This window comes from Streptomyces sp. NPDC001927 (assembly GCF_053594455.1).
This window is the reverse complement of sequence record NZ_JBSFEN010000011.1, coordinates 1-21796: the sequence shown is the minus strand read 5'-3', so window position 1 is coordinate 21796 and position 21796 is coordinate 1. Positions and strand designations below refer to the sequence as shown.

The 21796-nt window shown below is 71.6% G+C and carries 16 protein-coding genes, 1 tRNA gene and 1 pseudogene; 11 read left to right on the top strand and 7 right to left on the bottom strand.

Features of this window, described 5'->3' with window-relative positions; genetic code table 11:
* Nucleotides 1–17: 17 nt before the first annotated feature.
* Together ACWCO8_RS27955 and ACWCO8_RS27950 are read left to right on the top strand one after the other, a co-directional pair.
* Complete coding sequence (locus ACWCO8_RS27955) at nucleotides 18–215, top strand: helix-turn-helix transcriptional regulator (RefSeq protein ID WP_451034591.1); 198 nt, start codon at nucleotides 18–20, stop codon at nucleotides 213–215.
* Complete coding sequence (locus ACWCO8_RS27950) at nucleotides 215–1615, top strand: tyrosine-type recombinase/integrase (RefSeq protein ID WP_451034590.1); 1401 nt, start codon at nucleotides 215–217, stop codon at nucleotides 1613–1615. Before ACWCO8_RS27955 ends, ACWCO8_RS27950 begins: the two co-directional genes overlap by 1 nt.
* A 168-nt stretch (nucleotides 1616–1783) precedes the next feature.
* On the opposite strand, the gene ACWCO8_RS27945 is transcribed toward ACWCO8_RS27950, so the two are convergent.
* A tRNA-Arg gene (locus ACWCO8_RS27945) sits at nucleotides 1784–1856 on the bottom strand.
* A 302-nt stretch (nucleotides 1857–2158) separates the two neighbouring features.
* On the opposite strand from ACWCO8_RS27945, the gene ACWCO8_RS27940 reads away from it, so the two are divergent.
* From ACWCO8_RS27940 to ACWCO8_RS27925, 4 genes are all read left to right on the top strand, one after another.
* Nucleotides 2159–3760, top strand: coding sequence for a dynamin family protein (locus tag ACWCO8_RS27940; protein WP_451034589.1), 1602 nt, complete (start codon nucleotides 2159–2161; stop codon nucleotides 3758–3760).
* Between the two features lie 6 nt (nucleotides 3761–3766).
* A complete protein-coding gene (locus ACWCO8_RS27935) occupies nucleotides 3767–5554 on the top strand; it encodes a GTPase (RefSeq protein ID WP_451034588.1) in 1788 nt (595 codons plus the stop codon).
* A gap of 179 nt (nucleotides 5555–5733) precedes the next feature.
* Complete coding sequence (locus ACWCO8_RS27930; RefSeq protein WP_451034587.1) at nucleotides 5734–6234, top strand: single-stranded DNA-binding protein; 501 nt, start codon at nucleotides 5734–5736, stop codon at nucleotides 6232–6234.
* A 279-nt stretch (nucleotides 6235–6513) separates the two neighbouring features.
* On the top strand, nucleotides 6514–7890 hold the full coding sequence (locus tag ACWCO8_RS27925; RefSeq protein WP_451034586.1) for a Cys-Gln thioester bond-forming surface protein: 1377 nt from the start codon (nucleotides 6514–6516) through the stop codon (nucleotides 7888–7890).
* A gap of 89 nt (nucleotides 7891–7979) precedes the next feature.
* Here the strand turns inward: ACWCO8_RS27925 and ACWCO8_RS27920 are convergent, their stop codons facing one another.
* Nucleotides 7980–8774, bottom strand: coding sequence for an SDR family NAD(P)-dependent oxidoreductase (locus ACWCO8_RS27920; protein ID WP_451034585.1), 795 nt, complete (start codon nucleotides 8772–8774; stop codon nucleotides 7980–7982).
* 118 nt (nucleotides 8775–8892) lie between these two features.
* Here ACWCO8_RS27920 and ACWCO8_RS27915 point away from each other — a divergent pair, with 118 nt between their 5' ends.
* Nucleotides 8893–9948: an RNA polymerase subunit sigma-70 gene (locus ACWCO8_RS27915; RefSeq protein ID WP_451034584.1), complete on the top strand. Its 1056-nt coding sequence runs from the start codon at nucleotides 8893–8895 to the stop codon at nucleotides 9946–9948.
* A 37-nt stretch (nucleotides 9949–9985) separates the two neighbouring features.
* Here ACWCO8_RS27915 and ACWCO8_RS27910 read toward each other — a convergent pair whose 3' ends face one another.
* Nucleotides 9986–10387, bottom strand: a complete 402-nt coding sequence (locus ACWCO8_RS27910) for a hypothetical protein (RefSeq protein WP_451034583.1) — start codon at nucleotides 10385–10387, stop codon at nucleotides 9986–9988.
* A 279-nt stretch (nucleotides 10388–10666) separates the two neighbouring features.
* On the bottom strand, nucleotides 10667–11287 hold the full coding sequence (locus ACWCO8_RS27905) for a hypothetical protein (protein ID WP_451034582.1): 621 nt from the start codon (nucleotides 11285–11287) through the stop codon (nucleotides 10667–10669).
* Nucleotides 11288–11474: 187 nt separating this feature from the next.
* Here ACWCO8_RS27905 and ACWCO8_RS27900 point away from each other — a divergent pair.
* The 4 genes and pseudogenes from ACWCO8_RS27900 to ACWCO8_RS27885 form a co-directional block, all read left to right on the top strand.
* Nucleotides 11475–11792: pseudogene (locus ACWCO8_RS27900) on the top strand (NUDIX domain-containing protein); the annotation flags it as partial.
* A gap of 1517 nt (nucleotides 11793–13309) precedes the next feature.
* A complete protein-coding gene (ettA, locus tag ACWCO8_RS27895) occupies nucleotides 13310–14974 on the top strand; it encodes an energy-dependent translational throttle protein EttA (protein ID WP_362006723.1) in 1665 nt (554 codons plus the stop codon).
* A 2-nt stretch (nucleotides 14975–14976) separates the two neighbouring features.
* On the top strand, nucleotides 14977–15408 hold the full coding sequence (locus tag ACWCO8_RS27890) for an acyl-CoA thioesterase (protein WP_362006721.1): 432 nt from the start codon (nucleotides 14977–14979) through the stop codon (nucleotides 15406–15408).
* Nucleotides 15405–16052, top strand: coding sequence for a hypothetical protein (locus ACWCO8_RS27885; RefSeq protein ID WP_451034581.1), 648 nt, complete (start codon nucleotides 15405–15407; stop codon nucleotides 16050–16052). The genes ACWCO8_RS27890 and ACWCO8_RS27885 overlap by 4 nt, the downstream gene beginning before the upstream one ends.
* Nucleotides 16053–16074: 22 nt before the next feature.
* Here the strand turns inward: ACWCO8_RS27885 and ACWCO8_RS27880 are convergent, their stop codons facing one another.
* The 3 genes from ACWCO8_RS27880 to ACWCO8_RS27870 all read right to left on the bottom strand — a co-directional run.
* On the bottom strand, nucleotides 16075–17028 hold the full coding sequence (locus ACWCO8_RS27880; RefSeq protein WP_451034580.1) for an ABC transporter ATP-binding protein: 954 nt from the start codon (nucleotides 17026–17028) through the stop codon (nucleotides 16075–16077).
* The gene (locus ACWCO8_RS27875; RefSeq protein ID WP_451034807.1) at nucleotides 17025–19829 is read right to left on the bottom strand and encodes an ABC transporter permease; all 2805 of its coding nucleotides are present in this window, start codon (nucleotides 19827–19829) and stop codon (nucleotides 17025–17027) included. The genes ACWCO8_RS27880 and ACWCO8_RS27875 overlap by 4 nt, the downstream gene beginning before the upstream one ends.
* A gap of 131 nt (nucleotides 19830–19960) precedes the next feature.
* Nucleotides 19961–21796 (bottom strand): ABC transporter permease (locus ACWCO8_RS27870; RefSeq protein ID WP_451034579.1); only part of this gene is annotated, 1836 nt, incomplete at its 5' end.

The window sequence follows — 21796 nt, the reverse complement described above, 5'->3', positions numbered from 1 at the left end:
AGGAGGGGACCACCTCGATGGCCAGCACGCCCAAGACCCGCGCGATGCTCACCGTCCCCGAGCTCTGCGAGGAACTCGGTATCACCCGCTCCACCTTCTACGACTGGCGCCAGAAGCAGCGGGCCCCTCGCTGCATCAAGCTGCCGAACGGCGGCATCCGCGTCCGCCGGGTCGACCTTGAGATCTGGCTGAACGAGCACGAGGACGCTGCTTGATGGACACGACGTACGACGTGAAGTTCTGGAAGACCTCCGTGTACGAGGGGAAGAGGAAGACCACGCACACGGTCCGCTGGGAGCTCGAGGGCAAGGAGTGGCGGAAGCCCTTCGCCACGGGCCCGCTCGCGGACTCCTTCCGCTCGGGTCTTGTGTCCGCGGCCCGCAAGGGGGAGGCGTTCAACCTCTCCACCGGGTTGCCGGTCTCGCACATGTCCCGCGCGGCCGGCGTGAAGTGGTACGACTTCGCGACCCAGTTCGTCGACCAGCTCTGGGAGCGGACGTCCGCGAACAACCGGAGGAACGTGGCGAAGGCGCTCACCCCCGTCACGATCGCCCTGCTCCGCTCCCAGCCCACGGCGTTCAAGGGCGTCGACGTGCGCCGGGCTCTCCGCGAGTACGCCTTCAACACCAATCGCCGGGATCAGGCGCCGCCCGAGATCGCCGTGATCCTGCGCTGGGTCCAGCGCAACTCGCTCTCCATGGCGGCCTGGGAGGACGAGGCCATCGTGGAGACGGCCCTGCGCGCGGCCGCGACGAAGCTGGACGGCACGGCTGTGGCCGCCAGTTCGGCGCGGCGGACCAAGCGTGTTCTGAACGTTCTCTTCGAGTACGCCATCCAGAAGAAGGTGCTCAAGGAGAACCCGCTCCCAAAGGGCAAGGGCGCCGGCACCACCGCGACGAAGACCTCCTCCGCCGTGGACAAGCGGTCGCTGCTCAACAGCGACCAGGCCGCCGGGCTTCTCGGCTGGGTCTACGCGCGGCCGCGGGGCGGCCGGCGGCTGCACACCTTCTTCGTTGCGATGTACTACGCCGGGGCCCGGCCCGAGGAGGTTGTCGCGATCGACGTCGGCGACGTTCGCCTGCCCGACGCGGGCGCCGCGGACCAGTGGGGCGAGCTGCTCCTCCATACCGCCCACCCCGAGGTCGGCAAGCAGTGGACGGACACCGGGGAGGTGCGCGAGCAGCGCGGGCTGAAGGGGCGGGCTGCTGACGACACCCGGACCGTGCCGTGTCGCCCCGCCCTGACGCGGATCCTCCGGGCCCACATCGAGAAGGAGGGGCTGAAGCCCGGCGATCTCCTGATGCAGGGGGAGAAGGGCGGCGACCTCGCCGGGTCCGTGATCCGGCGAGCGTGGCGGCGGGCGCGGAAGGAGGTGCTCACGCCGTACGAGTTCGGGTCGCCCCTCGGGCGTCGGGTGTACGACCTCCGCCACACCTGCCTGACGAACTGGCTCAACGCCGGCGTCCCGGCCGCGACCGTGGCGGAGTGGGCGGGCAACAGCGTCCCCGTGCTCCTGGCCACGTACGCCCGGTGCATCGACGGGCAGCTCGACGATCTGAAGCAGCGGATCGAGGGGGCGGGGGAGCTGCCGGACCCCGCCGCGCCCGGGGCCTGAGAATTTCACCGCGTATTCTCCGCAGCCACCCGCAGGAACCCGGTCCCAGCCGGACATCGCCGGACGCGCCCCACCCTTGCCATGGGGTGCGTCCGGCCGCCGCGCCGTCCACCCAGAACCGGCCATGACCAGCAAAAAAGACCCTCCCGAAGGAGGGTCTGTGCGGAGCGCCCCCGGCAGGACTCGAACCTGCGGCCAAGTGCTTAGAAGGCACCTGCTCTATCCACTGAGCTACGGGGGCCGGGTGGTGGGTCGGTGGCCGGGAGCCCCTGGTGGGTGGGGCTTGGCCGGTCGGGTCAAGGATAGGGCTCCGATCCCCTTGGCCCGGTTGCTTCACCTGCGTGCCACGATGTGGAGGTTCGGTGAAGCGGAACGATAATCGCAGGCAGGTGCGATTCCCGCAGTGTTTTTCACGCCACTCGGCCCGGGTGTTGTGCACTCGTTATGCCTGAGGCTCCCGTCATCCTGCGTTCCGTCGGCGCGCAGGGCCCTTATACGCTTCAAAAAGGCTCCAAAATTGGGCATTCTTCGCATGTGGTGACCTTGGACGAACGGCCTCAGCTGATCGACGCACTCTCCGCCCTGCGCGACTGTGTCGCCGCCGTGCGTCTCCCACTCCCCCTCCCAGGCGCCCCACGCGCCCGCCAGAGCCGGGCCGAGCTGCTCGCCCAGCTCGACGACTATCTGGTGCCCCGGCTGAAGGACCCCCACGCCCCCCTCCTCGCCGTCGTCGGCGGGTCCACCGGGGCCGGGAAGTCCACGCTCGTCAACTCCCTTGTGGGGCGCCGCGTCAGCGAGGCCGGAGTGCTCCGGCCCACGACGCGTACGCCCGTGCTCGTCTGCCACCCCGACGACCACCACTGGTTCGCCGGCATGCGCGTCCTGCCCCAGCTCACCCGCGTCTGGCTGCCCCAGAAGGAGGAGGCCGGCGACGAGCCCCCCGAGGAGAACGCGCTCCGAGTCGAGACCTCCTCCGCCCTCGTCCCCGGGCTCGCCCTGCTCGACGCCCCCGACATCGACTCCCTCGTCGTCGAGAACCGGCTGCTCGCCGCCGAGTTGATGTGCGCCGCCGACATCTGGGTCATGGTCACGACCGCCTCCCGGTACGCCGACGCCGTCCCCTGGCACCTGCTCCGTACCGCCAAGGAGTACGACGCCATGCTCGTCACCGTCCTCGACCGCGTACCGCACCAGATCATCGGCGAGGTCTCCCGGCAGTACGAGGCCCTGCTCGACAAGGCCGGGCTCGGAGAAGTGCCCCGGTTCACCATCCCCGAGCTGCCCGAGTCCGCGGGCGGCGGCAGCGGGCTGCTGCCCGACAACGCCGTCGCCCCGCTCCGCGCCTGGCTCGCCCACCGTGCCCAGGACCCCGCCGCCCGCCAGCAGGCCGTCGGCCGGACCGCCACCGGCGTCATCGACTCCCTCGACTCCCGCATGCCCGAACTCGCCGCGGCGGTCGCCGCCCAGTACGCCGCCGCCGTCCGGCTCGGCGGCGCCGTCGAGGGGGCGTACGCGGAGCAGCGCGAGCGTGTCCGGCAGCAGCTCGGCCGCGGCGCCGTCCTCGCCGGCGACGCACGCACCCGCTGGCGCGGCTACCCCCGCGACAGCTCCGCAGGCGAACTGCTCGACGCCCTCGTCGAGTCGCTCGCCGCCCTGCTCCAGTGCGCGGCCGCCGCCGCCGACGAACGCGTACGGGACGCCTGGCGCCGCGAACCCGCCGCGGCCGCACTCGGCACCGCCCACACCGCGCCCGACCGGGAGGCGGCCGAGCGGATCGACATGACCGTACGGCGCTGGCGGCGCGAACTCGACGAGCTGGCCGAGGAGGAGCTGCGCACCACCGAGCGGCCGGGCACCGCTCGCACCGCCGCGCCCGACGCCGACACCGTCGCCGCCCTGCTCGCCGCCGCCCTCCTCGGCGGCCGCCGCACCCGCAGCGCCGGCGAGCGCCTCGCCGAACTCCTCGGCGCCCAGGCCGCCCTGCGCCTGCGCGACAAGGGCGGCGCGCTGGTCATGACGTACCTCGACCGCGCCCTGCACACCGAACGCGACCGGCGGCTCGCCCCCCTCGACGCCCTCGACGTGACCCCCGAGCCGCAGGCGGAACTGATCGCCGCGCTCTCCGTACTGCAGAAGGAGAAGTGAGGACCGGTGAGCAGTAGCACGGTGGACGATCGTTGGGACGACGGGCTGATCGCGCGAAGGGCGGCCGAGCGGGACGGCGTACACCTCCCTGAGGACGCCCCCGACGACCCCGCGGAGGACAGCCTTCCGGCCCTCGGTGGACAGTACGGAGGCCCTCTGCGCACCCGCCTCGACGCCCTGCACGAACTCGTCGGCCTCTCCCGTACGCGCCTGGCGAACGACACGCTCGCCGAGGCCGGACGCGTACTCGACGAGGCCGCCGCCCGCCAGCGGCTCTCCGCCCGGCACACCGTCGTCGCGATCGCCGGACCCACCGGCAGCGGCAAGTCGACGCTCTTCAACGCCCTCGCCGGCGTTCCCGTCTCCGAGACCGGGCTCCGCCGCCCCACCACCTCCGCGCCCATCGCGCTCAGCTGGTCCGAGGGCTCCGCCGGACTCCTCGACCGCCTCGCCGTCCCCGGCCGGCTCCGCCGCCGTCCCCTCGCGGGCGGGGCCGCCGACGAGGACCTCCAGGGCCTCGTCCTGATCGACCTGCCCGACCACGACTCGGCCGTCACCGGCCACCGCGACCAGGTCGACCGCGTCCTGGGCCTGGTCGACGCCGTGATCTGGGTCGTGGACCCGGAGAAGTACGCCGACGCCGCGCTCCACGAGCGCTATCTGCGGCCGCTCGCCGGCCACGCCGAGGTCACCTTCGTGGTCCTCAACCAGATCGACCGGCTGGGCGGCGAGTCCGCCGACCTCGTCCTGGACGATCTGCGCCGCCTCCTCGACGAGGACGGCATGGCCCTCGGCGAACACGGCGAACCCGGCGCCACCGTCCTCGCCCTCTCCGCCCTCACCGGCGAGGGCGTCGGCGAACTGCGCGAACTCCTCGGCGGGTTCGTCACCGAGCGCACCGCCCCCGCGCTCCGCCTCTCGGCCGACGTCGACGCGGCGGCGTCCCGGCTCCGCACCGCGTACGTCTCCGACGGCCAGACCGGCCTGGGGGAGCGGGCCCGGGAGGACTTCGCGGCCCGGCTCGCCGTCGCCGTCGGCGCCACCGCGGCGGGCGAGGCCGCCGAACGCGTCTGGCGCAGGGGCGCCATCCGCGCCTGCGGCACGCCCTGGCTGCGCCTCTACCGCTGGTACGAACGGCTCCGCGCGCACGGCTCCACCGACCCCCGCCTCCAGGCGCCGCTCGAGGACGAACTCACCGCCCGGCAGCGGGTGGAACAGGCCGTACGGGTCGTCGCCGACGACGCCTCGCGCGGGCTCCCGGCGCCCTGGGCGCAGGCGGTGCGCGAGGCGGCGGCCCGCGGCGCCGACGGGCTGCCGGAGGCGCTCGACGAACTCGCCACGACCATCGGCGACCCGGCCGCCCGGCCCCCGCGCCCGGCGTGGTGGCCGGCGGCGGTCCTGGCGCAGGTCCTGATGACGTTCCTGCAGATCTTCGGCGCGCTGTGGCTGGTCGGCCAGATCGTCGGCGTCGTGGAGCCGGGTCTGCTGCCGCCCGTCCTCATCATGCTCGGCGGCATCGCCGGCGGCCCGTTGGTGGAGTGGGCGTGCGCGGCCGCGGTGAAGGGGCCGGCCCGGCGGTACGGCCAGGAGGCCGAACGGAAGCTGCGCGAGGCGGCCGCCGCGTGCGGCCGGGCCCGCGTCCTGGATCCGATCGCGGCGGAGTTGATGCGGTACCGGGAGGTGCGCGACCAGTACGTGACGGTCTCGGGCACGCGCTCGGGGGCACGGATGGCGCGCCTCGGCGCGGTCGGGATGCGGTGGGGCGGTACGAGGCCGGGGGCGCGGCTGCGGTGAGCCTTGCGTGAGCCTTCGCCCTCCGGGGTGACGGAGTTTTCCCCAACCCGCCCTCCCTCCACAGGCCTCGGCGCGCTTCGCCGAACTGATCCACCATGAAGGTCATGAGGGCCACGAAGGCAACGAAAGTCATGGAGCGCACCGAAGCACTCTGAATGGCGCGAAACGGGGGGAACGGCATGAACGACACGATGGTGACGCTCGTCGGGAACGTGGCGACGAGCGTGGAGTACCGGGACACGGCCACGGGCGGGGTGGCCCGGTTCAGGTTCGCGGTGACCGCGCGCCGCTGGGACCGGGAGCGGGGCACCTGGTCGGACGGAAACACCAGCTTCTACACGGTGTTCGCGTGGCGGGCGCTCGGCGCGAACCTCGCCGCGTCGGTCTCGGTGGGGGAGCCGCTGGTCGTGCACGGCCGGTTGCGGGTACGGGAGGAGGAGGTCACGGGGGAGGACGGCGCCGGGGTGCCGGAGGGCCGGCGCAGGACGTTCGTGGACGTCGACGCGGTGGCGGTGGGCCACGATCTGACGCGCGGAACGGCGGCGTTCCGGCGGGTGGTGAAGGGCGAACCACGCGCGACGGAACGTCAAGGGAACGGAGCCGGGGGAGCGGTGGAGCGGGACCCCTGGGAGGCTCCGGACCCCTCGAAGACGGCCCAGGTGCTCGAACCCGTGCGGTGAACGGGAGTTGTGAGGGGATTTGTCGACTCGGTGACCTGCGGATTCCCGTTCGGAGGGGCCCGGTCATAACGATTCTGAGTCGGTATGGTTATCAGCTCGTATGGGCGGGCACTCGGGGCTTCCCCGTCCCTAGGATTCCCAGGTACTCATACGGGACTTGAGTAAGCACTTGAGTCGACAGTGAGTCAACCGGGTCTGTGATTCTGCTGGCGATGCGCTCCCCCCACGTGTCATGTCATGACCGGATGGCACGGAGCAGCTCGCCCGGAGGGGAAATTCATGTTTTCTGTTCGGAGGCGCGGCGTTGCCCGCCTTGCCGCCGCGACCGTGGTCTCCGGCCTCGTCGCTGCGGGTGCGATAGCCGTAGCGGGACCGGCGGCGGCTGACGAGGGCGGCGCCACTGCCACGCTCGGCGGTCTCAAGACCTCCGCCAAGGTGAAGATCGATGGTCACGAGTACTCCGCCGGCCTCTTCGAGATGAAGGTGCAGCCCGGCGGTACGATCCAGACCTATTGCATCGACCTTCACACCGACGCGCTGAAGGACCAGGAGTACAAGGAAGTCGGCTGGGACCAGTCCGTCCTCCACAACAACAAGAACGCGGGCAAGATCCGCTGGATCCTGCAGAACTCCTACCCGCAGGTGAACGACCTCGACGCCCTGGCCAAGAAGGTCGGCGCGAAGAACCTCACCGAGAAGACCGCCGCCGCGGCCACGCAGGCGGCCATCTGGTACTTCTCCGACAACGCCGACGCCGTGCCGGTCAACAAGAACGCGCAGGCCCTCACCACGTACCTGCGGGAGAAGGCCGAGAACCTGCAGGAGCCGAAGGCTTCCCTGGCACTCAGCCCGTCCTCCGTCGCCGGTAAGGCCGGCGAGCGCCTCGGTCCGATCACGGTCGACACCAACGCCGCCAAGGCCACGGTCTCGCTGACTCCGGGCGCTCCGGCCGGTGTGAAGCTCGTTGACAAGGACGGCAAGGTCGTCACCGACGTCGCCAACGGCGACAAGGTCTTCTTCGACGTGCCTGCCGGCACCGCCGACGGCTCTGCCGAGCTGAACGTGAAGGCCGACACCACGGTCCCGATCGGTCGTGCCTTCGTCTCCACGAAGGTCAAGAGCCAGACCCTGATCCTGGCTGGCACCAGCACCTCCACGGTCGAGGCGAAGGCCTCGGCGACCTGGGCCAAGAAGGGCGCGATCCCGGCCGTCACGGCCGAGAAGAACTGCGCCAAGGGCGGCCTCGACATCACGGCGTCCAACGAGGGTGACGAGGACTTCACCTTCGAGCTCGCTGGTGTGAAGCACACGATCGCTGCCGGCAAGTCCGAGACGGTCACCGTCCCGGTCGCCGAGGACAAGGCGTACGACTTCACGATCAAGGGCCCGAACGGCTTCGAGAAGAACTTCAAGGGCGTTCTCGACTGCAAGCCGGCCACCACCCCGGCACCGTCGACCACCCCGTCGACCGAGCCGTCCGTCTCCACCCCGCCCACCGAGGGCACGGCCGGCGGCTCCACCACCGGTGGTGGCGACCTCGCCGAGACCGGTAGTTCCAACGCCACCCCGATGATCGCCGGCATCGCCGCGCTCCTCGTGGTTCTCGGCGGCGGCGCGGTCTTCTTCCTCCGTAAGAAGAAGACGGCCGGCCAGTAGGCACCGGTAGTACCCCGCCTCACGGCGGCCGACGGCCCCGGCGCGCACTCCGCGCGCCGGGGCCGTCGCGCGTCCGCACGCGGGTGGTCCTAGTCGTCCAGGCTGCCCATCGTCAGGTTGACGGTCGTCCCGGTCAGCCCGCTCGCGCGGTCGGAGGCCAGGAAGGCCGCCACGTGCGCCAGTTCGTCCAGGGACATGAGCCGTCGCGGGTGGGTCCGGGTCGCGAGGGTCTGCTGCCACTGCTCCCACGTCAGCCCCGAGGCCTCGGCGCGCGGTGCGAAGGCCTCGCGGATCGTGCGGGTCTCCGGCATGGCCTGGGGGCGCAGGCCGACGACGCGGACGCCGAGCGGGGCGAGTTCGGCGGACAGCGCGCGCGTGAGGGCTTCCTTCGCCGCCATCGCGGGGCCGTAACCGCCCACCAGGGGGATGCCGGTACGGGAATGGAGCGCGGTGACGGTCATGATCACCCCTGATCCCCGCTCGACCATCCGCCGTGCCGCGAGCCGCGCCGTCAGGAAGTACGCGCGTGTGTACGCCGCGATCGGCAGCGCGAAGCGCTCCGCGTCCAGGTCCGTCAGCGGGACGCCCAGGATCTCGGCGTTCGGGATGCCGACGGCGTCGAACGAGACGTCGATCCGCCCCGCCCGCTCGGTCACCGACCGCAGGTACCGGTCCACCGCCCCCTCGTCGAGGGCGTCCACCTCCGCCGCCACCGCCGACCCGCCGGCCGCCACGACATCCTCGGCGACGGCTTCGACGGGGCCCAGGCGGCGCCCGGCCAGGAAGAGCTCGGCGCCTTCCGCCGCGAACGTACGCGCGACGGCACCGCCGATCGCGCCCCCGGCCCCGTGAATGACGGCGACCTTGTCCTTGAGCAGCAACATCGCGACGACTCCTCTCCGTTTCATCCCTCCCGAAGAGACAGACACCGCGCCCGACACGAACCGGGCGCCCGGTTCGCCGCCCGACCGGTGTCCGTACAGGATGGAGGTGGTGGAGCCCATGACAGCCGACCCGACGACAGCCGACCCGACGACAGCCGACCTGACCACAGCCGACCTCATCACCAGGGCGCGGGACGGCGACGGTGAGGCGTTCCGCGCGCTGACCGAGCCGCACCGCCGCGAGCTGCACGTGCACTGCTACCGGATGCTCGGCTCGCTCCAGGACGCCGAGGACGTCCTCCAGGACACGCTGCTGGCCGCCTGGCAGGGCCTCGGCGGCTTCGAGGGCCGCGCCTCGGTCCGTACCTGGCTCTACCGGATCGCCACCAACCGCTGCCTCAACGCGCGCCGCTCCGCGAACCGGCGCCGCGCCCGCGAGTGGGACATGCCCGGCGTCCCACCGCCCGAGCCCACCCGGCGCGGCGAGGTCCCCTGGCTGGAGCCCCTCCCCGACGCCCTCCTCGACGGGGCGACCGACACCCCGCTCGGCCCCGAGGCCCGCTACGAGCAGACGGAGTCCCTCTCCCTGGCGTTCGTCACCGCGCTCCAGACCCTCCCGCCCCGCCAGCTGGCGGTCCTCGTCCTGCGCGACGTCCTCGGATTCCACGCGGCCGAGGTCGCCGAGATGCTCGACGCGACCCCGGGCGCGGTCGACAGCGCCCTCAAACGCGCCCGCAGCACCCTGAAGCACCGCAGCGCCGACCCAGTACCACGCCCCGCCCCCGGCAGCCCCTCCGAACAGGCACTCGTGACCGCCTTCGTCCGCGCCTACGAATCCGGCGACCTGGAAGCACTCCTCGCCCTGCTCACCGACGACGTCCTCGTCTCCATGCCGCCGATCCCCCTCACGTACGAAGGCCGCCCCGCAGCGGCCCGCCTCTTCGCCGCGATCTTCGACTCGGGCCGCCGGGTCGACCTGGTCCCGACCCGAGCCAACGGCCAGCCCGCCTTCGCCGCCTACCTCCGCACCCCCACCCACCCCGCCTCAGGCCTCTTCGTCCTCACGCTCACGGCCACCCCCACCGGCGACCGCATCAGCGCCTTCACCCGCTTCGACGAGACCCTGCTCCCCCGATTCGGCCTCCCACCCACACTCCCCGCCCACGGAACGTGACCCCGGGGGCCCCGGGCCAGTGGCAGCCGCACGCTACTCAGGGGCGACGGCGGACGCGGCTCTGTGTCGCAGCAGCGACAACCGCTGAAAGGGCGGTGGTCGCAAGGAGGCTCCCCACCATGACCGTTCCCACGCCGATCACGAAGAGCCCGCTGGCGTCGTCCGACCAGTCGTAGAAGGCGGCCACGGTCAGACCGGCGGTGGTGCCGAGCACGGCACCCGTGGGGTAGCTCCGGGATGCCGCCCAGCACACCGGTGCCAGCAGCGTCAGGACGAGCCCGATCACCTGCCACGCCTCGTAGGGGCCGGTCGTGGATCCATCAGGGTGCACGTCACGATGCTGGTCCCAGCCCAGCCAGCCGGCCCACGCCGCCAGCGCCACCAGAGCCAGTACGGGGATCACCAGCTGCGGAGAGAGTCTTTTGAGTCCTTGTCGCATGGCCCAAGAGTTCCGCCTCACCGCAGGGCCGACCAGTGCGCAGGTACTCAGCCATGCCCGAGTACTTCCGCCAAGAACGCTGGGCGAGGCGCGGAGACAGGAGCGAGCGGTGGAAACCGAGTCCGCTACGTGGGTTGCCCCGGGAACCAGTAGGCCAGGGGAGCCGGACAGTACTGGGTTCCATCACGGGACGGCGGCCAGGCGAGATGGTGTGCTTCTCTCCGATCGAGGCCACGGAACAGCCCCTCATCAGCAGGTTTCCCGCTGATGAGGGGCGTCTCAGGCAGCATCGGCCGTCTGTGGGCCGTTAGCTGTGGGCGGGCCGTCAGGAACCGAGCGTGGGTTGCTCGCCGCGATGTTCCCGAGGCCGAGATCGTCGCGCATCGTCGCGCGCATCCCCTCCCACTGCTCCCAGAGCCGGACGAAGTCTGTTCGTATTTCCTCGAACGACCCGTCGGGATCCGGATTCCCTTCTTCCAGGCACATGGTTCGCCTGTAGACCTCAGACAGCGCCTTTGTCATCTCATCCAGCTCGGCCAAGACCGCTGCGGAGGCGATCATCTGAGCCTCAGCGAAGACGGAATGATGATCGCGTCGGGCCTCCTCGACCAGCTCACGTGCATCCGGCGTGACAGCTGATTTGTGCACGATCCACAGGAAGTTCATGAGGTGGGTTCGGTAGCGACGTAGGGACGCGTTGACTTGCATGTAGCCGTCGCGTCGACGGTTCAGCTCAGATACTTGCTGCTCGCGGCGCCACTGTGCTTCGGCCGCATACTGCTGGCGCTCGAACTGCTCCGACTGAACGCGAGCCAGAAGGCGTTGCGACAACACGGAGGCAATGAGCGTGCCTGTGACGCCAACCACCGCAGCGGCTAAGCCGATGAGCGCGCTTCCCATTGATCCCCCTGACTGATTGACGGAATCGTCAGGGGCATCCTGCCTCAGTGCGGTGGCTGCGGATGCTCTTTCCGAGCACGGACGCCAGGCAGCCCCCACCAGCAGGTTTCCCGCCGATGAGAGGGGCCGTCTCCGGGCCGTCGTGAGTGTGACCGCCGGCCCAGTACATTTGCGCTGATGGCCTTCGGGCGGAGTCCTCAAACACACCGAGACGCCCGAGTTTGGCGTCGTGCGCGAGGTCCTGAAAGAGACTGGCATCCAGGTCGAGGTGGACGAGCTGAGCGGGGTCCACAAGAGCACGCCCCCCGGCATTGTGACGCTGCTCTTCCGGTGCAAGCCGTCCCGGCGGTGCCGAGCGGACGTCGGACGAGTCGACAGCGGTCGACTGGCCTACGCCGGCCGAGGTCTTGGCAGGTATGGGAGAGGTCCGCGCGATCAGGCTGCTCGACGCCCTGGACGGGCAGGTCCGCACGTCAGGAGCCACGACGGGATGCCTCCGCCCTAGGTGCGGTGAGAGCTTGTCTACTTCATCAAGGCACCCGCCGCGCACGCCTGGCAGCTTGGGTTGATGGCGGGAAGAACCCCGGCGTGGCCGGGGCGAGTACGTGACGTGCCGGCCAGGACGATGCCTCCGGCGGGGGCGCTCAGGCTCCGGGATGGAGGGGCCTGTGGGCGTCTGCCGACAGCGTCGTGGTGAAGGTGGGGAGCCCCCATCCCGCCTGCCATCGACCCAGGCAGAGCCGAGCAGACACGGGCCCTGGCGTCCAGGTCGTTCGTACAGTGGCGCGCTCCACCTGGACGCCAGGACCCGCGCCCGCTCCACATGCGTGTGGGTCGACGGCAGACGGGATGGGAGTTGGGGTGGACCGCGGGCAAGGCCAGCGGGCCAGTGACCCGTGACAGCACCAGCCCAAAGCCGCTCAGCGACCTTTCCGATTAGATCTCTGCCGAATGGCGGGGGCGCTCGCCAGGTCATAGCTTTGAAGCAGGGCGAGTTGACTATCTTCGATGACGAAGTTCTCTCCGGATTCGCCACGGGAGGTGAGGATCGTGGCCCCCGAGCGGAAGGTAACTGCCCTCCAGCCAGGCGATGTTAGTCGCCGAATGCGGCAATGGATCACGGGGGTGGTTGCCGTCGCCTTGGTGGCTGTCGCACTGCCCCTGATTTGGGAAGCGCTAACTCGGCAGTCGGTGCACTTTGCGAAAGTCTTCGGCGGGCACGAGTTCATTCTTGCCGGTGTGGTGGTAATGCTCGGTGGCGTCTTTGAGCTCTGGGGGGTCCGTGTTCGGCCTGAGCGGGAACGTCAGCGAGACCGTGTCGTGTACGCATCTATGGGCGCCCTAGTGCTTGGGGTGCTCGCATATGCAGCGCGTTACAGTATGCACGCGGAAAGTCATGCCGCGGAGACGGATACTTTCGCCTTGGTTCTGTGTAGCTTTGTATTCGCTATCTCGGCCATCATTGGGACCTCGGCCGTCTTGCTGGCGACAGGTTGGTAAGCGTGATGACTCTGCTCCTCGTTACCACTCTCGGAGTCGCTCTCGCGGGAGTGGTCTGTGTATGGACCATCGCGTCCGCGTGGCTGCATGATCGCGCCAAGCGAAACTCTGTCAGGCTTGTCCAGAAACGTCCTGCGCAGGAGTCCCGCGCAACCGAACACGTAGTGGGATTCATATTGGGTGAGTCGACCCCTCGGGGCCTTCCCAGAGAGCGCGTTGTGTCCGTCCGTGTGGGCGAAGAGGGCTACGAGATGCTGGTGGGTGTGGCGGACTCGTCGGAGGAGCCGAAGCTCGTCTCGTTCTGCGTCGAACGGTGAGGGCTGGGTTTGACCTGGGCCGTCCCTGGGCCGTGCAAGGTCGCCCGAGGTCGATCGGTGGCGACCAACAGTGACAGGTCGGCTACTAGGGTGACCGGGGAACGCGCAGGTCAGTGGGGTCCCCACCTACTGGTTCGCACCCGAGGGTGGCGGTCAGGCAAGATGGGGTGTATCTGCCCACTCACTCTTTGCCGGACGGTTTCTCTTGGCTGAGTACATCTACACGATGCGCAAGACGCGCAAGGCGCACGGCGACAAGGTCATCCTCGATGACGTGACGCTGAGCTTCCTGCCCGGTGCGAAGATCGGTGTGGTCGGCCCGAACGGTGCCGGTAAGTCCACCGTCCTCAAGATCATGGCCGGCCTCGAGCAGCCGTCCAACGGTGACGCGTTCCTGTCGCCCGGGTACAGCGTCGGCATGCTCCTCCAGGAGCCGCCGCTCGACGAGTCCAAGACCGTCCTCCAGAACGTCCAGGACGGCGCCGCCGAGATCATGGGGAAGCTTCACCGCTTCAACGAGGTCGCCGAGCTCATGGCGACCGACTACTCGGACGCGCTCATGGAGGAGATGGGCAAGCTCCAGGAGGACCTGGACCACGCCAACGCCTGGGACCTCGACGCGCAGCTCGAGCAGGCCATGGACGCGCTGGGCTGCCCGCCCGGCGACTGGCCGGTCGTCAACCTCTCCGGTGGCGAGAAGCGCCGCGTCGCGCTCTGCAAGCTCCTGCTCGAGGCGCCCGACCTGCTGCTCCTCGACGAGCCCACCAACCACCTGGACGCCGAGTCCGTGCAGTGGCTGGAGCAGCACCTCGCCAAGTACCCCGGCACCGTCGTCGCCGTCACCCACGACCGGTACTTCCTCGACAACGTGGCCCAGTGGATCCTGGAGCTCGACCGCGGTCGCGCCCACCCCTACGAGGGCAACTACTCCACCTACCTGGAGAACAAGGCGACCCGCCTCAAGGTCGAGGGCCAGAAGGACGCCAAGCGCGCCAAGCGTCTGAAGGAAGAGCTCGAGTGGGTGCGGTCGAACGCCAAGGGGCGTCAGGCCAAGTCCAAGGCCCGTCTCGCTCGCTACGAGGAGATGGCCGCCGAGGCCGACAAGATGCGGAAGCTGGACTTCGAGGAGATCCAGATCCCGCCGGGCCCGCGCCTGGGCTCCATCGTCGTCGAGGTCAACAACCTCTCCAAGGCCTTCGGCGACAAGGTCCTCATCGACGACCTCAGCTTCACCCTGCCGCGTAACGGCATCGTCGGTGTCATCGGCCCGAACGGCGCCGGCAAGACCACGCTCTTCAAGATGCTCCAGGGTCTGGAGACCCCGGACTCCGGCTCCGTCAAGGTCGGCGAGACCGTCAAGATCTCGTACGTCGACCAGAGCCGCGCCAACATCGACCCGAAGAAGACCCTGTGGGCCGTCGTCTCCGACGAGCTGGACTACATCAACGTGGGTCAGGTCGAGATGCCGTCGCGGGCGTACGTGTCCGCCTTCGGCTTCAAGGGGCCGGACCAGCAGAAGCCGGCCGGTGTGCTCTCCGGTGGTGAGCGCAACCGCCTCAACCTGGCGCTCACCCTCAAGCAGGGCGGCAACCTGCTGCTCCTCGACGAGCCGACCAACGACCTCGACGTCGAGACCCTGTCCTCGCTCGAGAACGCGCTGCTCGAGTTCCCCGGTGCGGCCGTGGTCATCTCCCACGACCGCTGGTTCCTCGACCGAGTCGCCACGCACATCCTCGCGTACGAGGGCGAGTCGAAGTGGTACTGGTTCGAGGGCAACTTCGAGTCCTACGAGAAGAACAAGATCGAGCGCCTCGGCCCGGACGCGGCCCGTCCGCACCGCGCGACGTACAAGAAGCTGACCCGAGGCTGAGCGTGCGACATATCTACAGCTGTCCCCTGCGCTGGTCGGACATGGACGCCTTCGGGCACGTCAACAACGTCGTCTTCCTGCGGTACCTGGAAGAGGCGCGGATCGACTTCATGTTCCGGCTCGCGCCGGGCGACGGTTCGCCGTCGTTCTCCGGCGGGTCCGTCGTGGCCCGGCACGAGATCGACTACGTGCGCCCGCTGGTGCACCGGCACGCGCCGGTCACCATCGAGTCCTGGGTCACGAAGATAGGCGCGGCGTCGCTGACGATCGCGTACGAGATCAAGGACCCGGAGACGACGTACGTACGGGCCTCGACGGTCGTCGTTCCCTTCGACCTGGAGGCCCAGCGGCCGCGTCGCATCTCCGCCGAGGAGCGTTCGTTCCTGGAGGAGTACATGGACGACGGGATGCAGGGCGGGGCCGCCGCAGCATGATCGCGCCGCTGCACTTCGCCGACGCCAGGGAGGCGGCGGACCTCGCCGCCTTCCTGGCCCGGCTGATCCACTACGACCGCGCCGCCGCCGTCCGCCTCCAGGCCGGTGGCGGCGCGCTCGCCGTCTTCGGGCGGCCGCCGTCGTTCGAGGTGCTCGCGATCCGTACGGCACGCCTCGTCGACGCCGTGGATCTGGACGTCACCGTCTCCGCCGGTGAACTCCTCGAAGGCATCGAGGAGTCGGCCGGCAAGGCCGTCGTCCCCGACGCCGTCACCGGGCCGCCCTGGGCCGGTGTCCTGCCGCCCCGAGGCGGCTGGGAACCGGTCGCCGGACTGCCCGGCGCGGGCGGTCTGCGGGGCGCGGTCGCCGCCGCCGTCGCCGAATTCCGGGCGCGGGACGAGGAGTTGCCCGCGGAACGGCGCACGCGCGCCGAGCGGGACCGGATCGGGCGCGAGATCTGGTCGCGTACGGTCGAGACGACCGGGCTTCCGCTGCGCGCCGTCCACGCCGCGCAGTCCCTGGGCTTCCTGCCGGGAGAGGGTGTGCCGGTGGCCCTGCTCGCCTCGGGTCCGTGGCTCCGGCTCCGTACGCCTTACGGGTCGATAGCCGTACGGACCCTGCCGTCCTCCCTGCCCTTCGCCTGAGTCACAGGCGAAGGACGGTCCCTCAGCTCTTCTTCTCGTCCGGCCACACCCCGATGTGGTCCTGCTCCAGCTCCAGAAGCACGCGGTGCTCCATCCCCAGGGACTCCGTGTACTCCGCCGGGAGTTGCAGCCTTCCCGCGCGGTCGAGCATCGCGTACTCGCGGGACACCAGGGACTCCTGGCCCTCCGCGTCGACCTCCGTGCGGCGCAGCACCTCCGAGGACGTGCGGCCGTCGCGGATGGCGACAGTGCGGCGCACCTCCGAGGCGACCGCCTGGTCGTGGGTGACGATCACGATCGTCGTGCCCAGCTCCTCGTTGGCACGCCGGAAGGCCGCGAAGACCTGCTCGCCCGTCGCCGAGTCCAGCTCGCCCGTCGGCTCGTCGGCGAGCAGGACCGAGGGGGAGTTGGCGAGCGCGACGGCGATCGCCACCCGCTGCTGCTGGCCGCCGGACATCTGGTGCGGCCTGCGGTCCCGGCAGTCCGCCACCTCCAGCATCGCGAGCAGCTCCTCAGCCCGCTCCGCCTTCAGCCTGGAGCGCACCCGGCCGCCCCGCAACTGCATCGGCAGCGCCACGTTCTGAGCGGCCGTCAGGTACGGGAGGAGGTTGCGCGCCGTCTGCTGCCAGACGAAGCCCACCACGTCCCGCCGATATCGCAGCCGTGCCTTCGCGTCCATCGCGAGCAGGTCGCAGCCCGCGACCTTCGCCGCGCCGGCCGTCGGTACGTCGAGGCCGGCGAGGATGTTCATGAGCGTCGACTTGCCGCTGCCGGACGCCCCGACGAGGGCCATCAACTCGCCCTCCCTGACGAGCAGATCGAGACCCTGGAGCGCCTGCACCTCCACCCCGTCCGTGGTGAAGATCCGGACGAGCCGATCGCAGGCGATCAGGGCGTCGTGCCCGTACGAGGGCCGGTCGCGGTGCGCCGTCGCCCGCTGCTCCAGCTCGGCGAGCGTGGTGTCGGTCGTCGTCATCGTGCGTCTCCTGCCCTGAGTTCCTTGATCGATCCGGTACGGGCCGACCACCACGCCTGAAGCCCCGCCGCGAGGGCGGCCAGCAGCACCACGCCCGCCGCCGGAAGCACCAGCGACCAGGCGTCCGCCCGCAGCGGCGCGGTGTCCAGCGTGGCGATCCCCGGCGGCGCCGCCAGCGAGAGCCGGACCAGGTCCACGCCCGGTGCGAGCAGCAGGATCGTGGCCCAGCCGACGAGCGTGCCGCCGACCGCCGCGAGCAGCGCCTGCGGCAGCGCCTCCAGACCGAGGAGCCTTCTGCTCTGCCGCCGCGTGAGGCCCATGGTCCGCAACCGGGCGAGCAGCGTGGCCCGTTCCGGCGCGGACTGCATCAGCGACAACAGGAGGGCGAGGACGGCGTAGCCCGCGCCCGCCCCGATCGCCGCCAGGTAGATCCGCTCGGCGCCCCTCTGCATCGGCGAGTCGACGTAGGTCGCGCGGCGCTCGGCCCGCAGCACCACCGCGAAGTCCTTGGAGTTCGCCGCGACCGCCTTACGGAGCGCCGCCCCGTCCAGCGCCGGCCCGGAGGCCAGCACGACGGTGTCCTCGCCGCGCGGCAGGTCGGCGCCGTTGACCAGCAGGAAGTCCTGCTCGGGCAGGGCCGGCGTGCTGGTCCGTACCGCCACGACCCGTACGGCGAACTCGCCTGCCGCCGCCACCAGGTCCCGCGGTTCGGTCCCGAGCCGCTCCGCGACCGCGGGCGAGGCGATCGCCGGCAGGACCGGCTTGCCGCCCGCCTTGCCCGTCGACCTCAGCAGCCCCGGCGGGAACGGGCCGAAGCCGGTCCGGCCCGCGAGCCGGCCGTACGACTCCGGGTCCACGCCCACAAGCGCGGTGGTCTCCAACTCCGGCTGCTGTCCCGTCCCGTCCGGCAGGGCCACGCCGTACTCGACCTGGGCCGTGGTCACGTCCGTCATCCCCACCGTCCCGCGCACCGCCGCCGTGAGCCCGTCCGTGAGCGGGACGGAATCGGCGTTGCCCGTCACCCGCGCGTCCGCGCCCGTCTCCAGGAGTGCCGCCCGGTCCCGCGCGTCGGCGACCCCCGCGAGCACCGAACCGCCGAACGCGGCCGTCGTCAGCGCCACCAGCAGGGCGAGCAGCGGCAGCACGCCCGTCGCCGAGGAACGCCCGGCCCGGGCGAGCGACAGGAACCCGACCGCGCCCCGCAGCCGACGAGCGGGCCGGGCCGCCCACCGCAGCGGCAGCGGATACAGCCGTACGAGGACGAGCGCGGCGATCAGGGCGACGAGCACCGGAGCCGAACTCACCAGGTGGTCACCGGAGTCCCCGGTGCCGCGCCGGCGCAGCGCGACGACCGCGCCGACGGCCAGGACGAGGACGGTCAGTTCGGCGACGGTACGGCCCCGGGAGGGGCGGGCGTCGACGAGGTCCTCGCGCCCGCCGTGGGTGAGCGGCTTGCGGTGCAGGAACAGCGCCCGCAGGGGCAGCGCGAGCGTGGCGAGCAGCGCGACCGCCCCTGCGGCGGCGAGCGCGGGCGGGAACCGGGCCTCGGGGAAGGCGAGGATCGCGAGCAGCAGCCCGAGCGCGGCGGCGGGCAGGGCCAGGACGGCCGTCTCACCGAGCAGCCGGACGCCGATCCCGGCCAACGAGCCGCCGCGCGAGCGCAGCAGCGCCAGTTCGGCGGCGCGCCGGGCCGCGAACAGACCGCCGGTCATGGCGAGGACGACCGCCGCGACCGCGCCGATCCCGAAGGCGGCGACGGCCACGACCGGCGCGATGGCCGACCGCATCCCGCCGTACGCCTCCAGGATCTCGTCGAGGCCGGTCGCGGTCGCGCCGGTCGGGCCCACCGTGTCCCGGACCCGTACGAGGTCGGGGCCGCCGGAGAGCGAGGCGAGCGCGGTGGTCAGCCGCTCCTCGTCCTGCGCGGTGAGCCGGCTGACGTCGGGGGCGAACCGCCAGTACATCTCGGGCTCGCCGTTGCCCGCCATGATCGTGGTGGCACCGGCGGGCGGCAGCAGCAGGGCGGCCTGCCAGTAGAAGTACGTGCCGTTGGTCGAGGTCTTCGAGGCGTACGTCGGGGTGCGCAGGAGCGGGTCGGCGGACCAGTAGGCGCCCTGCGGGCGCAGCGGTTCGACGATCCCGACGACGGTCAGGGCGAGCGGCTCCTTGGCGAACAGATCCGGTACGTGGACGACCGAACCGACCTTCAGGCGCAGCGACTTCGCCGTCTCCCGGGTGACGGCGACCTCGCTCGACCGGCCGGGCTCCGCCCGGGTGGGCAGCCGGCCCTCCCGTACGGTCGCGTGGCCGGCGAGCTCCGACAGCGTGCTGAGGGTGAACTCAGGGGGCAGGCCGGACGGTTTCGGGAGCCAGGGGTCGAGCCCGGTGACCCGCTTGGTGGTCCGCACGCCGTGCGCGGACTCGGCCCGGTCGACGCGGAGCGGCGCGGGCAGCAGCTCCTGGAGCGCGGTGCTCCGCTGCGCGAGCACCTCCGGCGAGACCTCCGCCGCGCGGTCCTCCGGAGTGAGGGTCAGCGGCGGCTGGCTGGTGATGTCGAGGACCGTGGTGCGGGGCGGCGCGGTCACGATGTCGTGGCGCAGACCCGATGTCTCGTACCGGTCGACGGTCCTGGGGAGCGCGGCGGCGAGGAACGCGGTGACGAGGACGAGGAGCGCGAAGGCCGCTGCCGTCCCCGGCGCGGTCCGCAGCCGGGTCCGTACCCAGGGCGCGACGGCGCGGGCGGGACGGCTACGGGGGCCGGCGGCCGACGGGGAGGCCGATCGGCCGTCCTTGCGGGGCATGGTGTCGGTCGCCTTCCTTGCCGAGGCCGTGCGGGTCGTGTCGGTGACGGAGGCCTTGGGGGTCGTGTAGGCGACGGGTTCCGAGCCGGTCGTCCCGTCGTCGGCCGACTCGCCGGTCGTGTCGTCGCGCTTCACTGGTCCCCCTGGTGGCGCAGGGTCTCGACCGGGTCCGTGCGGCGGAGCGCGATCCCGGTGACGATCAGCAGCGGCAGCGCGGCGACCCCGGCGAGCAGCAGGGCCACATGACCGGGCGGGAGTTGGACCAGGACGCGCGGGACGGGCTGGGCCGCCTGACCGGTCAGCACGATCAGGGGCACGACGGCCCGGGTCAGGACGGTGCCGAGGGCCACGCCCACCAGGAGGCCGATGCCCACGAGCAGGCCCTGCTCGGCTGCGATCAGCCGGGCGAGCTGGCGGCGCGGGGCACCGAGCGCCCGCAACACCCCGAACTCCGCCGACCGTTCACGCGTCGAACCGGCCGCGCTCACCGCGAAGCCGACCGCCGCGAGCGCCGCCGCGGCCGCCGCGACGGCCATCAGCGCCACGTTGGGGCCCGCGCCGAGCGGGTCGCCGAGCAGCTCGGCCGCCGCCTCGTCCCGTACGAGCACCTGGGCGGGGTCCGCGTCGGGCCGGGCGCGCAGGGCGTCGGCGACCTCGCCGGCGCGGCCTGGCGCGGTGGTCAGCCACCACTCGGTGGGCGCGAGGCTCGCCGTGGGGTCGGTGGAGAGGAAGGTGTTGGCCGCCCGCAGGTCCACCAGGAGCGCGCCCCCGTCGTCGGGCGTGGCGGCCGGGGAGCCCGCGGTCACGGTCGTGGCGCCGGGGCCCGTGGTCGGCAGCTCGCGGGCGGTGCCCACGATCGTCACGTTCAGCCGCAGACCGCCGAGGGACACCTCGACCTGGTCGCCCTTCTTCGCTCCGGCGGCGGTGAGGAAGGCGTCCGTGGCCACCCCGCTCAGCGTCTTGGGCGGCACGGGGCGCGGGGCGGTGATCCGCAGCCCGTACTCCTGCTCGCCCCACATCGGGTCCGGTGTCGTCGCGCCGGCGGACCAGCCGGCGGTGAACCCGACCGTGTAGGGCGTCGCCCCGGCGGTACGCCCGGTCAGCGCGACCGGCTTCTCGGGTTCGCCGTCCTCGACCGCCTGGTAGTGGGTCGGCCAGGAGGCGAGGGAGCGCACGGCCTCGACCGGGCGCTCGGTGCCGTCCTCGTGGCGGGAGAGGAGCCCCTCGATCGCGAAGGTCTGTGGCCCGCCGCTCCCTTCGAGGACCGCCCCGTCGAGTTCGACGCCGGTCAGCCTCATCGGCCCGACGTTCCGGGTGCCCTGCGGCGTCGCGCCGAGGTCGAGCGTGAGCCGGTGGCGCTGCCCGTCGGAGGGCAGCCGGCCGGCGAGCCTGCGGTACGGAATCCCGTACTGGTCCTCCACGACGACCGTCACCTGGACCGGCGCCGTGTCGCGCGGCGCCGTGCGCCGCAGGTCGAGGGCCAGGCCCCGGGTGCCCTTCGGCAGCGCGATCCCGGATTCCGCTTCGTCCCGGCCCGTGAGCGAGGACAGCAGCCGGCCGGTCGGGACGTCCGCGAGGTCCTCGCGGAGCCGGAAGTCGTCGGCGGCGTGCTCGATGTCGAGGGCGAGGACGGTCCCGGTGCGGTTGCCCGCGAGGCTCGTCGTGGAGCGGTGCGCGGGGGCGACCGAGCGGACCCCGGGCAGCGCCGTGAACTGCCCGGCCTGCGCCGGTTCGGCGGCGCCGTTGGTCAGGACCCGTACCGCCGTACCCGTACGGAAGTCGGCCCGGTCCTCCTGCGAACGCTCCCAGGAGGCGCTCTGCCCGATGGCCAGCATGCCCATCGCGACGGCGAGCACGAGCAGCAGCACCGGGCCCGCGCCGCGCAGCGGCCGACGGCTGAACTGCCAGCCCGCGAGCGCGGCCGGCAGCCCCCGGCCGCCCCCGGCGCGCCGCGCCGCCGGCCCCGC

Excerpts from the sequence above, each read along its gene's own strand:
- ACWCO8_RS27955 (WP_451034591.1), top strand. The coding sequence starts at position 18 with ATGGCCAGCACGCCCAAGACCCGCGCGATGCTCACCGTCCCCGAGCTC.
- ACWCO8_RS27950 (WP_451034590.1), top strand. The coding sequence starts at position 215 with ATGGACACGACGTACGACGTGAAGTTCTGGAAGACCTCCGTGTACGAG.
- ACWCO8_RS27930 (WP_451034587.1), top strand. The coding sequence starts at position 5,734 with ATGAACGACACGATGGTGACGCTCGTCGGGAACGTGGCGACGAGCGTG.
- ACWCO8_RS27925 (WP_451034586.1), top strand. The coding sequence starts at position 6,514 with ATGTTTTCTGTTCGGAGGCGCGGCGTTGCCCGCCTTGCCGCCGCGACC.
- ACWCO8_RS27920 (WP_451034585.1), bottom strand. The coding sequence starts at position 8,774 with ATGTTGCTGCTCAAGGACAAGGTCGCCGTCATTCACGGGGCCGGGGGC.
- ACWCO8_RS27915 (WP_451034584.1), top strand. The coding sequence starts at position 8,893 with ATGACAGCCGACCCGACGACAGCCGACCCGACGACAGCCGACCTGACC.
- ACWCO8_RS27910 (WP_451034583.1), bottom strand. The coding sequence starts at position 10,387 with ATGCGACAAGGACTCAAAAGACTCTCTCCGCAGCTGGTGATCCCCGTA.
- ACWCO8_RS27905 (WP_451034582.1), bottom strand. The coding sequence starts at position 11,287 with ATGGGAAGCGCGCTCATCGGCTTAGCCGCTGCGGTGGTTGGCGTCACA.
- ACWCO8_RS27885 (WP_451034581.1), top strand. The coding sequence starts at position 15,405 with ATGATCGCGCCGCTGCACTTCGCCGACGCCAGGGAGGCGGCGGACCTC.
- ACWCO8_RS27880 (WP_451034580.1), bottom strand. The coding sequence starts at position 17,028 with ATGACGACGACCGACACCACGCTCGCCGAGCTGGAGCAGCGGGCGACG.
- ACWCO8_RS27875 (WP_451034807.1), bottom strand. The coding sequence starts at position 19,829 with ATGCCCCGCAAGGACGGCCGATCGGCCTCCCCGTCGGCCGCCGGCCCC.